This is a genomic window from Larkinella humicola (assembly GCF_008727875.1).
Lineage (GTDB): Bacteria > Bacteroidota > Bacteroidia > Cytophagales > Spirosomataceae > Larkinella > Larkinella humicola.
In genome coordinates this window covers 196,356-208,872 of sequence record NZ_VTWS01000002.1, presented here as the reverse complement: position 1 = coordinate 208,872, position 12,517 = coordinate 196,356, and the positions used below count along the sequence as shown (strand labels likewise).

The 12,517-nt window shown below is 50.8% G+C and carries 9 protein-coding genes; 4 read left to right on the top strand and 5 right to left on the bottom strand.

What is annotated here, in order from left to right; translation table 11 throughout:
* Window positions 1-95 precede the first annotated feature (95 nt).
* The gene (locus F0P93_RS08935) at window positions 96-1,343 is read right to left on the bottom strand and encodes an efflux RND transporter periplasmic adaptor subunit (protein WP_150876037.1); all 1,248 of its coding nucleotides are present in this window, start codon (window positions 1,341-1,343) and stop codon (window positions 96-98) included.
* Between the two features lie 342 nt (window positions 1,344-1,685).
* On the opposite strand from F0P93_RS08935, the gene F0P93_RS08930 reads away from it, so the two are divergent.
* The 3 genes from F0P93_RS08930 to F0P93_RS08920 all read left to right on the top strand — a co-directional run bounded on the left by F0P93_RS08930 (window position 1,686) and on the right by F0P93_RS08920 (window position 6,541).
* Window positions 1,686-3,071, top strand: coding sequence for a sigma-54-dependent transcriptional regulator (locus tag F0P93_RS08930; RefSeq protein WP_150876036.1), 1,386 nt, complete (start codon window positions 1,686-1,688; stop codon window positions 3,069-3,071).
* 3 nt (window positions 3,072-3,074) lie between these two features.
* Window positions 3,075-4,403 (top strand): sensor histidine kinase, encoded by a 1,329-nt coding sequence (locus tag F0P93_RS08925; RefSeq protein WP_150876035.1) that lies wholly within the window; start codon window positions 3,075-3,077, stop codon window positions 4,401-4,403.
* A 476-nt stretch (window positions 4,404-4,879) separates the two neighbouring features.
* Entirely contained in the window at window positions 4,880-6,541 is a 1,662-nt protein-coding gene (locus F0P93_RS08920; RefSeq protein ID WP_150876034.1) for a hypothetical protein, read from the top strand.
* 37 nt (window positions 6,542-6,578) lie between these two features.
* On the opposite strand, the gene F0P93_RS08915 is transcribed toward F0P93_RS08920, so the two are convergent.
* The 4 genes from F0P93_RS08915 to F0P93_RS08905 all read right to left on the bottom strand — a co-directional run bounded on the left by F0P93_RS08915 (window position 6,579) and on the right by F0P93_RS08905 (window position 11,687).
* Window positions 6,579-7,031: a DinB family protein gene (locus F0P93_RS08915; RefSeq protein WP_150876033.1), complete on the bottom strand. Its 453-nt coding sequence runs from the start codon at window positions 7,029-7,031 to the stop codon at window positions 6,579-6,581.
* A 55-nt stretch (window positions 7,032-7,086) separates the two neighbouring features.
* Window positions 7,087-10,083, bottom strand: a complete 2,997-nt coding sequence (locus F0P93_RS08910; protein WP_150876032.1) for a serine hydrolase domain-containing protein — start codon at window positions 10,081-10,083, stop codon at window positions 7,087-7,089.
* A gap of 55 nt (window positions 10,084-10,138) precedes the next feature.
* Window positions 10,139-10,312 (bottom strand): hypothetical protein, encoded by a 174-nt coding sequence (locus F0P93_RS31480; RefSeq protein WP_191908760.1) that lies wholly within the window; start codon window positions 10,310-10,312, stop codon window positions 10,139-10,141.
* Between the two features lie 139 nt (window positions 10,313-10,451).
* On the bottom strand, window positions 10,452-11,687 hold the full coding sequence (locus F0P93_RS08905) for a spore maturation protein (RefSeq protein ID WP_150876031.1): 1,236 nt from the start codon (window positions 11,685-11,687) through the stop codon (window positions 10,452-10,454).
* Window positions 11,688-11,847: 160 nt separating this feature from the next.
* On the opposite strand from F0P93_RS08905, the gene F0P93_RS08900 reads away from it, so the two are divergent.
* A complete protein-coding gene (locus F0P93_RS08900; protein WP_225309418.1) occupies window positions 11,848-12,513 on the top strand; it encodes a M15 family metallopeptidase in 666 nt (221 codons plus the stop codon).
* The last annotated feature ends 4 nt before the right edge of the window (window positions 12,514-12,517 follow it).

Genomic DNA, 12,517 nt, shown 5'->3' with positions numbered 1-12,517 from the left:
GATTTACAACTCTGATAACCTCTGATATTCTCTGATAAACTCTGTGATATAATTCTTAAAAACTATTTCACAGAGTTTATCAGAGAATATCAGCGTTAAAATTCAAGGACTTCGTTATCACCAAAGTTCTCGTACGATGACGTAATGACCTGTTCGCCTGGTTCGAGGCCGGTCAGCACTTCGAAATATTCGGGGTTTTTACGACCCAGCGTAATGCTCCGTTTCACTGCCCGGTTGCCCACTTTATCCACCACATACACCCAGTTGCCACCCGTATCGGAGAAGAAACCGCCCACCGGCAACAGCGTCGCTTTCGAAGCCTTGCCCAGTTCGAGTTGAATGGGCGTCGACTGGCCACGTTTGATCCCCGCCGGAGCGCCTTTCGGGAAAATCATGTCCACCTCAAACCGTCCGTTCCGAACCTCCGGATAAACCCGCGTAATCTGTAAGGCGTTGTTGGTGCCGCTGTATTCAAATGTTCCGTTCAACCCGGCGAAGATGCGGCTGTTGTAGTGTTCGTCAATGCCGACCCGCATTTTGAAACCGTTGAGGTCATCGATCTGGCCAATGTTCTGGCCCTGGTTGATGTTGGAACCGACTTCCACGTCCATCGACGATAACTGACCCGAAACCGGTGCTTTGACCACCAGGTTATTCAGTGTTTGCTGCCAGAGGGCCACGTTTTTCTGCGTCCGGGCCAGCGTTTCTTCCAGTTGCTTGATCTGAATCAGCGAGTTTTCCTGCTGGTATTTCTGCGATTCTACTTCAATTTTCCGTTGTTCAACCAGCCGGTCATAATCCCGTTTGGCCGTCAGGTACTCCTGTTCGGGAACGGCTTTGTCTTTAAACAATCTCGCCTGGCGATCGTACGCATCTTTGGCCTTGTCGAGCTGAAAATCCAGATCTGAGAGCGTTTTTTGCAGCGTATAGCGTTCCACCCGCAAGCGTTGACGGGTATTTTGCAAATCGTTGACCAATCGGTTGGCTTCGGTTTCCGACTGGAGGAAGTTGAGTCGCAGGTTCTGGTTTTCCAGCTTCAGCAATACTTCGCCCTGTTTCACCATTGCTCCACCCTCTACGAGTTTCTCGGTTACATAACCCCCGGCGATGGCATCGAGCCGGATGGTTTTCAAAGGCTGAACCACACCGGTTACGACAATGAAATCGTCGAAAGTGCCGGTTGAAACGGTTGAAATCGTAATTTTATCCTTTTCGACGTTCAGTTTCGAACGGTGATCGGCCCATAGAAAGTTGTAAGCCAGTAATCCGATTACGGCTACTCCGCCGATTGCAATGGCAATCCGCTGGCTTGTCCAAAATCGTTTAGGTAATACGCGATCCATTAATTCGTTGATTGATTGGTTGACTAATTGATTCCTGAATAAGGCTGCAAGAAAATGATTTTTCAGCATCATCCATTTGGATAGTCTAATGCCAATTGACGTGCCAGTAATTTACAAGTGCTGATAGACAGTAAGTTATGGTGATTTTGAGGGCTAATTCCTGTCCACATGCGGACAAGTTTTGTCCGAAAGCGGACACGGGTAAAACCGCTGAATATTGTCGTGTCAGGGCTTCCTGACAAGCTGTTTTGCAGCGAACCAACAGACTGCCTATCTTTAGGCGGTAAACGGGCATCCTGACTGGAAAAACCGCACTGTTTCTAGCACCGTCCTGAAAATTTTATGTCGAAACTTCTGATTATCGACGACGACGTCGATGTGTTGAGCGCAGCCAAATTGTTGCTCAAACGCCATTATCCCCAGGTTGATATTGAAAAAAATCCTGAGCGAATTCCGTTTCTGATCACCAACGGAAGCTACGATCTCGTGCTGCTCGACATGAATTTCCAGCGCGACAACAGCAGTGGCCGCGAGGGTTTTCTGTGGCTCGACCGGATTCTGGACATTAAACCCACCACGGCGGTTGTGCTGATCACAGCTTATGGCGACGTTGAAATGGCAGTGCGGGCCATCAAATCCGGCGCCCGGGATTTTGTGTTGAAACCCTGGGAAAATGATAAACTACTGGCCACCCTGCAAAGTGCGCTGGAAGGGCGGAAAGACGACAGCAACGGACTGTCGAAAACCAGCAGCCCGGCCGGATCGGCGTCGGTGGGCGGCAAGTCGCAAAACCAATCCGGCTACATAGCCGTCAGCCCCTCCATGCGGCAGGTGTTTGCCACCGTGGAGCGCGTGGCCGAAACGGATGCCAATGTGCTGATTCTGGGTGAGAACGGAACCGGGAAGGATGTGGTCGCCAGAGCGTTACACCAGCGATCGCTCCGGCGTGACAAACCGTTTGTGAGCGTCGATCTGGGCGCTTTGAGCGACAGTCTGTTCGAGAGTGAATTGTTCGGCCACGTCAAGGGTGCTTTCACCGATGCCCGCGAAGACCGGACCGGGCGGTTTGAAGAAGCTCAGGGTGGCACGATTTTTCTGGATGAAATCGGCAACATTTCACTGCCCCAGCAGGCTAAACTGCTGACGGTTTTGCAACAGCGGGTGGTGACCCGACTGGGAACGAACAAGCCCAAAAATATCGACGTCCGCCTGATTTGCGCCACGAACTCACCGATTTACCAGCACGTCAGTGACCGGTCATTCCGGCAGGATTTGCTCTACCGGATCAATACCATCGAGATTCACATTCCGCCCCTGCGCGAACGGCCCGAAGACATTGTGCCGCTGGCCGAGCATTTTCTGAAGCAATACCGCAAGCAATACAACCGCAAAGTCGCTTCGATCAGTCCGGCCCTAACCCGGCAATTGCAGCAGTACCGCTGGCCGGGGAACATCCGGGAATTGCAGCACGCCATCGAGCGGGCGGTTATTCTGGCGCAGGGCAATGTGCTGGAACCGGAAGATTTTTACTTTGGTACCAGCACCCCGGCCGCGATTCCGACGGACAAGGATTTGCCGTTCCAGGAGAATCTTCAGATTGAAGATATGGAGAAGAAAATGATTCAGCAGGCCATGCAAAAGTACCACGGCAACATCACCGACATCGCCCGTGAACTTGGGCTGTCGCGGCAGGCATTGTACCGCCGTCTGGAGAAATACGGACTCTGATTTATGAAACGATTCGCCACCGGGCTCTTTATTCGGATTGCCATTATTCTGATTACCTGTCTGCTCATTGCGTATGCCTGGTGGACGGTTCCGGCCAGCCGGTCGCTGCTGGTCGGGGTCGGGCTTATTTTGCTGACGGTTCAAACGGCCAACCTACACCGCTACATCACCAGCCTGAACCGCAAGCTGACCCGGTTTATGGAGTCGGTACGGTATTCAGATTTCGCCGTGGCCTTCAAAGCCGATAGCGAGTTGGGACCCAGTTTTAAGGAGTTGAACCAGCAGTTCAACGAAGTGCTGGAAGCTTTCCGGCAGGCGCGGGCCGAGAAAGAAGCGAATTTGCACTACCTCAATACGATTGTTCAACAAGTCAGTGTGGGGCTGATTTCGTTCGATATGGTCGGCAACGTCGAGATGACGAACCAGGCCGCTTTGCGTTTGCTGGGCATTTACCGGCTTCGTAATCTTTCTGATTTACAGTCGGTTCATGCCGGATTATACGATATTCTGACCGGAACGCCCAGCAGCACGCCCGCCATTTACCAGACCAGCTTCGAACAGGAACTTTCCGTACGCTGTGCGACGGTCAGCCTGCGGGGGCGTCCGGTCACGGTGGCGTCGATTCAGAACATTCGCTCCGAACTGCAACAGAAAGAACTGGAAGCCTGGCAGAATTTGACCAAGGTACTCCGCCATGAGATCATGAATTCGGTTACGCCGATTGTTTCGCTGGTCGGCACCATGCAGCAGATTGTCAATACGGAACTGGCCGGGGCGGATACCGAAGCGGTCAATGACCTGCGCGAAGCCCTGACGACCATCGAACACCGGGGGCGTGGCATCATGCGGTTTGTGGATGCCTATCGTAATTTCACGGCCATTCCGCAACCACGACTGGCCGAAATCTCCGTCGAGAACCTGTTGAAAAATGTCATTGCGCTGGTACAAACGGAGTTGCAGCAGCGGCATATTATTTTGCAGGCTCCTCCCGTGCCGTCGTACCTGATGATTTTTGCCGATGCCGGGCAAATTGAAATGGTGTTGATCAACCTGATCAAAAACGCAATGGAAAGTCTGGACGGACACCGAAAGCCAAAACTCCGGCTGGAGGTTAAATCGCAGGACAACCGGCTGATGATTTACGTTTCCGACAACGGGCCGGGCATTGAGCCGGAAGCCATCGAGAAGATTTTTATCCCCTTTTACACTACTAAAAAAACTGGTTCAGGCATCGGTTTAAGCCTTTCCCGGCAGATTATGCAGCTTCACAACGGGCAATTAAAAGTGACCTCCACACCCGGACAAGGCAGCACATTTTCGATGATTTTCTGATCAACTCTCTTTCTGGCTTAGCAGGTAATTGTATTGGTATTATATTTGCTTTTGCAAACATGCATCGGTTCGGTCTATCATGCATTTTAGCCGAGGGTACGGTGCTGTTTATTCCTGATGGCAGGATTTTTTATTGTACAATTTTCTAACCCGTTCTACCATGTAAAACCTCTATCCATTCTTGTATGATATTAGCGATAAACTATTGTAGGATCTACCTCTTAATCGGGTTAGAGAAATTCATTACGACGAAAATTGAGCACCAGGCTGTCAAAGTTAGTTTCGTATTAATCCTTTTAATTTTAAGCTTTCCGTACCTGGATTTCGTCCATATACCGGGTGCCGGGGTCGATAATTCATGGCGTATTGCGTTGGAACTTAGTCAGGAAAAGAACCTGGTCTGGGGGCAGGATATTATTTATACATACGGGCCGTTGGGTCGATGGCTACAGCGGTATACGATTACGACCGGTCGTTTGGAGCTTTTAGCGGTTGATCTTTTCTTCGCGGTTAATTTGGCCGTTTTGCTCTACGACCTGTTGCCAAATCCCCTTAAAATATGGCATTTGTGTATTTACTTCTTAATCTGGGCCTCGATCAGCAGTATGCACGGTGAATGGGTTCATTTTCTGTGGTTTTATTGGGTGATCTACTGGGGTGTTCGCTATATCTACCGGCCAAGGCAGGGTTTGCTCTACTACCTATTTGTTCTCTCCACCGTTAATTTTTTCATGAAGGCCAATTATGGCATTCTCAGTCTAGGTTTTGTTGTCTCATTGTTAATTTATGTTTACTTGAGCAAACAAAAAAAAGGACATTGCTTTCTTTATCAGGTAGCGATTCTGCTGGCGTTATTGATGGCGGGTGCTCATTTTTTGCACACCGATTTAGTGAATTACTTTATTTCCAGCCTGCATATAATCAGCGGTTATAACGAATCGCAAGCTATTTATCCGGATAACAGGCTCAGGCTCGTGCTGCTCTCGTATGGAATGTATCTCCTGCAAATCGCAACCACCTTGCTTTACTTTTATACCCTGGCGACATCCGCTAACAAGCCTAAAAACAAACCTTATGCTGCTTTATTCAGTCTGGTATGGTTGCTGATCATTTCCTTTGTACTCCTGAAATATGCATTCACCCGAGCCGATAGCGGCCACTTAACGGTTTATATAAAGCAATCAAGCATATTGCTGGTGCTGATTATCGTTTCCGCAAAAGAAGACTGGATCCGGAAAATATTCTTTGTCTATTTACTCCTGAATAGCAGTTTTTATCTTGTTTTTTATGTACCGGTTTTTGGAAAAATGTCGGTTAATTATACGACGATGTTTACCCAGAAAGTATACATCCTAACGCATTATTTTCAATCAGCATTAACGGAAACGTATCCAGTTCCCAGAGCAACAATTCCCGCCCGAATTCGTCAAAAAATCGGGAATCAGACGACGGATCGAATTCCCAATGAAATTTCAGAAATTTATTTTAACGGATTGAACTACAATCCTCGTCCGGTTATTCAATCCTATCAGGCATACAACTGGTATCTGGATACGAAGAACCGGGAAAAGTATCTCTCCAAAACCGCGCCCGACTGGATTATCTATTCCTACGAAAGTATTGACGGAAAATACCCGCTTGCGGATGAGACGCAAACGCTGTTGGCCATTTTGCAACGTTACCGAATGGCCGACCAGACAGATGGTCGCCTTTTTCTGAAAAAAACGGATGATATCCGGCCGCTGCATCTCGTCAAAAAAGAAACCATCCGGCTGCGGATGGGTGAACAACTCCATTTTTCGGGAGCAGACTCCCTGCTGCATGTCGTTTATACTAAAATCCATTATTCCCTGTATGGGAAAATCCTGAATTTCCTGTTTCAGCCTCCGCAACTGACCATGAGCATTGGGGCGGAAAATAATTCGACCGTCACCTACCGGGCTGTGCCTGTATTACTGGAGAAGGGAATGGTGGTGAATGCCCGGGTCGATCATCTGGCTGACGCTAAAGAGTTTCTGGAAACGTTACAGGTTCGTCAGAAACGGGTTACGGCGCTTGCCTTTCATGAGAAAATTCGGTGGAAACCCGGATTCGACCCGGATATAGAGGTTACGATGCATTCCTACCGCTTGAAATAACGGAAGACACAAACGGACAGAGGCAATGTGGAACGACTCAGTCCCGCGACCAGAATATAAAATCGGTCAGCGGTGCCTGGTCGAGTTGCGGGCGAATCAACTGGACGATCTGTCCGCGGTGGTAGGCAGCATGGTGACTCAACTGCGTCAAAATATCAATCAGGGGGCTTTTGAAAGGCTGGCCGTTCGAGGTGGTATACGAAATAATCCGGTTCAGGCTGTCGTCCGATTCACTTTCCAGGAGGGTTTTCAAGCGCAGGAAATTCCGTTCGGATGTTTCGGCCATCCAGGCAATCGGAATGTCTTCCCAAATGGCAACGTAACTGACTTCGCCCGTCACCCGCGACAGCCAGATCTGCTGGGCAGACAGAATATGCCCCATCAGTTGCACCGCCCGAAGTGGAGGGCTGGCCACGGTGTCGAGTGCATCGATCACGGTTCGGTTGGCCCACCGCTCGTAGTCAACCAGGCGAATCAGGTAGTTTTTCATCCGCAGCCGGGCGTTTTACCGCATTAGTTAAGACAAAAATACGAAACGGATTCTTTTACGGCGTCATCAGGATGCTCGCCAGATTGGACGTTGGTCCCCGCCGAATGGCTTCATACAACGCGTCGGCAATGTTCGTCCGTACGTTCATCGTAAGGAGCTTGGTGTGGCTCCGGCTTGGATAAACCCGGTTCGACATGAACACGTACGAAGTGTTGTATTGCGGGTCAACCCAGATAAAGGTTCCGGTAAAACCGGAGTGTCCGTAGCTCTGCGGACTGGCGTATTTAGGCGCGTTTCCCGAATATTTGAACGTGGGTTTGTCAAATCCCAGGCCGCGCCGACTCCCTTTTTCCGGGAATTGATACCGCGTAAATTCCGTGATGGTGGCCGGACTGATAAACTGCTTTCCACCGTAATAGCCCTTCTGCAAATACATTTGAACCAGTTTCATCAAGTCGTTGGACGAACCAAACAAACCGGCATGGCCTGAAACTCCGCCGAGCATGGCTGCGCCTTCGTCGTGTACGCGGCCCCACACCAGCGTTTTGCGAAACACCGAATCGTATTCCGTCGGCACCATGCGCGGCAGGGGATAAAACCGCATCGGGTTGAAAGTCAGTGTGGTAGCGCCCAAGGGTTCATACACATTCTGCTTCAGATAATCTTCAAATGGCTGGTGCGTCATTTTTTCAACAATCTGCGGATACAGAATAAATGACAAATCACTGTAGACGTAGTCTTTTTTGTCACTAACCGGCGAATCGCGAATCGTCTCGAAAATGGTTTTCCGGTATTTTCGGTGCATGAACAGATTGTCCGTAATCTGCACTTTATACGGCCCGTGTTTCTCCTCGTCGAAGGTATGGTCCTTCCAGGTTCCGTCTGGATTTTTGGTCGCCGTCCAGAAGGCAATGGAAGCTTTCAAACCCGCCTGGTGGGTCAAAACGTCCCGCCAGACCAGATTGGCCTTGTTCGAGTGTTTAAAATCCGGCAGGTAGTCCCCCATGGTTTTGTTCAGATCGAACTTCCCTTCGTCCACCAGCCGCATCAGCGCGAGCGTCGAGGTGCTGACTTTGGTTACGGAAGCCAGATCGAATAAATCGTCTTCTTTGGTCGGGGTCAACCCTTCGTAGGTATGCGTTCCGTAAGCTTTCCGGAAAATCACCTTGCCGTCTTTCGCCATCTGAACCACACCGCCCGGCGTTGCTTTCTCGCGCATCGCCATCTGCATCAGAGAGTCAATCTTTGCCGTCAGAAAATACGAATCGACCCCCACCTCTTCCGGAATGGTGTATTTCAACCGGGCAATGGCGGGCGTGGTGATGCCGTCGTTCAGTTTGTATTGTGAATTAACCGTTACGGGCAATTTGCCTTTCGCCGGAATCGCGCCAAAAATCAGTTGGGCGGCCAGTTCTTCCGTGAATTGGGTGAGCTGGTAGGCCATAATCAGGCCCTTGGCCTTGTCCAGCCCTTCGAGTTTGTCCAGTGCATACGGATTTCCAAAAATCGAGACGACGGCTTTTCCGGTTTCGCATAATTCTTTCAACAGCGCGACGGTTTTGGGCGTAACGCCGTACTGTACCGCCGGGCGAATGTTGCTCAGATGTACGCCCACCAACAGTAAATCGTACGTTTTCAACTCGTTCCGAATCCGTTCCAGGGTCGTATCCGCTGTTGCAGCCGCGATGTTGAAGTGTTTGACCGCCGTATAGTTGGCGAGCATTTTCTGGAAATAGGTTTCGTCAGCCGCATCCAGCGACACCGAGGCAATGCGTTTGGTACCCAGATTCGATACCGGAATGATGGGTTCCCCCGACGGTTCTTTGTCGTTTTTCAGCACCGTCAGGGCTTCTTCGGTCAGCAACCGATTGATCAGGTTGGATTCGGGTTCGTTCAGTTCCCGAACCAGATTCATTAGGTTGACGGGCTTGTACCGATCCAGACCCGCCCAGGCTTTGGCGGCCAGCACTTTACGGCAGCGGGCGTCGATGTCCGTTTGCAAAAGCCGACCGTCAGCAACCGCCTGTTTGATCTCCGCAATGGCGCGGGGGATGTCCAGCGTGTATTCCAGCACATCCATGCCTGCTTCGATGCCCATCCGATCGGCAATGCCAGACGGAAAATATTTCATGACACCCTTCATGTTCATGGCGTCAGAAAAAATGAGGCCGCCGAAACCGAGTTCGTTTTTCAGCAAATCGGAAACCACCCGGCGCGAAAGCGTACTGGGCAGGTTAGGGGTGGAGTCCAGTGCCGGGATGCTTAAGTGGGCAATCATCACCCCCGAAGCCCCTGCGTCGATCAGCTTCCGAAACGGATACAACTCCAGATTATCCAGTTGCTGGCGGTTTTTCGAGATCAACGGTAAGTCATAGTGTGAATCCGTGCCGGTGTCGCCGTGGCCGGGAAAGTGCTTCAGAGAAGTCAGCAAACCGTTGTCCTGCATGCCTTTCATGTAGGCCAGGGCCTTGCTGGCTACCGACTCTTTGTCTTCGCCAAACGAGCGGAAGTTGATGACCGGGTTGTTGGGGTTATTGTTGACATCGGCTACCGGGGCAAAATTGATGTGAATGCCCAGTCGGCGGCTCTGGCGGGCCACGGCGGCACCCATTTTATAAATCAAATCGTCGCGTCCCTGAATGGCTCCTAGTGTCATCTGATACGGAAACCGCACGGTGCTGTCGAGCCGCATGCCCAATCCCCACTCGCCGTCGATAGCCACCAGCATCGGGACTTTCACAACGGTTTGCAGCCGGTTGACCAGCCGAGCCTGCCGGATCGGACCGCCCTGAAAAAACACCACGCCACCAATCTGGTACGTTTGAATCAGCGTCATCAGCGAATCTTCGTACCCTTTGCTGCGGTTGGAAAACCCGGCTACCATGATCAACTGGGCAATCCGCTGGTCGGGCGTCAGGGCGTTAAACACCGAATCGACCCAGCGCGGATTTGCTTTCAGAAAAGAGGGAACCGTCTGGGAATGAGCGGCCTGAAAGGAAACTAAAAAACAGAGCGTACAAGCCAGCAAACGTAAGCGGACGGAGAAAAGCATAAGCGATGGATTCCTGTTAATGCAACGGTTCAGCAAAAGTAACAAAATCAAGGGCTTATTTGCTGCGTTTAGGGCGAGCCGCCTGCGCCTTTTGCGTCTGTTCCCGTTCGTATTCCTGGCGGTGGCGTTTTTCGGCCGAGAGGTTGCGGTATAATCCGTTCAGGACATAGATGTCGTCTACTTCGTCAATAAGCAGGTGCAGCTGTTCGCGTATTTCGTTGATATTCATGCTTTTATTTCGCTAGCCCCCAGATTGCATCCGGGGTTATCCAAATGTAACCCCTTCGGGATTAGAGACTCACTATAGAATAGATAAATGGATGTTTACCAAGTGGTATAACGCTTTTTCAATTACTTTGGCACTCTGCTCAGTGAAAAAAGAAGTATCCCAGCGCAATGCCAGCGATGACGCCGGCGGCATCGGCAATCAGGCCGGCGACGATCGCGTACCGGGTTTTCTTGATACCGACCGACCCGAAATACAACGCGACGATGTAAAACGTTGTATCGGCAGCCCCCTGAAAAATGCAGGACAGCCGACCCACGAACGAATCCGGTCCAAACTCCTTCATGGCGTCGATCATCAACGCCCGCGACGCGCTGCCGCTCAGGGGCCGCATGAGTGCGACGGGTAACGCATCGGTAAAATCGGTATTGACGCCCATCAACCCAATGACGTACTTCATCCCGTCCACGATGTAGGTCATTGCCCCGGAATTCCGCAGCGCACTGATGGCAACCAGCATCCCGACCAGATACGGAATAATTCGGACGGAGGTTTCAAAACCGCCTTTCGCGCCCTCGATAAACGTGTCGAAAATATCGACCTTCTTTCGCATCGCACCGAGCAGAAATGCCACGATGATTACGAACAGAATGACGTTGCCAACGACTTTCGAAATCTGCTCGATTTCTTCTTTCGGCAGCGACGACAAATACCACAACGCCAGCGCGAGAAAAGCCGTAATACCGCCCAGCCAGCCCATCACCAGCCCGTTGAACAGGTTGATCCGTTGTTTCAGGGCGACCAGAAACATACTGAAAACCGTGGCTACATACGTCCCGATCAGGCAGGGAATGAAAATGTCGGACGGGTCTTTGGCCCCCAGAATGGCCCGTTGCGCCATGATCCCGAGCGGAACGATGGTCAGCCCGGAGGTGTGCAGCACCAGAAACATGATCTGGGCGTTGGAAGCGGTTTCCTTCTCCGGGTTCAGTTCCTGCAAACTCTGCATGGCTTTCAGACCGAAGGGCGTGGCGGCATTGTCGAGCCCGAGCATATTGGCCGAAAAGTTCATGATCATCTGCCCGTTGGCGGGGTGGTTTTTCGGCACTTCCGGGAAGAGTTTATTGAAAAACGGGCCGATGATGCGCGCCAGAAAATTGATGGCTCCGGCTTTTTCGCCAATGTTGAGCAGACCCAGAAAAAAGGTCATCACGCCCGCCAGGGGCAGGGCAATGTCCATCACCGCCGTTTTGGAGGAATCGAATAGCCCTTCGACAATGACTTTAAAAATCTCGGTATCGCCCAGAAAAATCAGTTTAAAGAGCGCAATCAGAAAGGCAATCAGGAAAAAAGCTACCCAGATGTAGTTGAGGGCCATGTTTACACGTTGTTCATGGCAAAATAGGTGGTTTTTCGTTATTTCGCAACGAATTAACTCTGGTTCCCTCTGATGTTCTCTGATTAACTCTGAGAAACAGTTAAAAGAGTTGTATCGCAGAGTTAAGCAGAGAACATCAGAGTTTATCAGAGATTGTATAATGAGAAACCTCGCTTTGTTTCTTTTGTTGTTTCCCCGGCTTCTTCTCGCTCAGGGGGAACTGGAGCAGGCCATGATTCGGCAGGGATTGGTTGATATTCAGACAATTGACCAGACGGTTCTGGTCGAATTGAAGTATTCTACTACTGATAATTTTGTGGAAAAAGATGTGTATGGCGATTTGACGCGGGCGTATTTGCAACCGATGGCAGCTCAAAAACTGGCGAAAGCAAGCAAACTTCTTCAGCAAAAACACCCGGATTTTCGTCTGCTGGTCTACGATGCTACCCGCCCCCGCTCGGTGCAGTGGGATTTGTGGAATACGCTGAGCCACCTGCCAGTCAATGAACGCGGAAAATACGTTTCCAATCCGCGCAACGGCTCGGTTCATAACTACGGTTGCGCCGTCGATCTGACGCTGGCGACAAAAGCCGGAAAACCGCTCGATATGGGAACAAAATTCGATTACTTCGGCGAATTGGGACATCCCGATAAAGAACTCCAGATGTTGAAACAGGGGAAACTGACCCAGAAACAGGTGGAAAACCGGCGGCTGTTGCGCTCGGTGATGCGAACGGCGGGCTTCTCGTCTCTGAAAACCGAGTGGTGGCACTTCAACGCCCTGTCCCGCGCCGAAGCCAAAAAGGTGTATAAAATCGTTGAATAAGCCG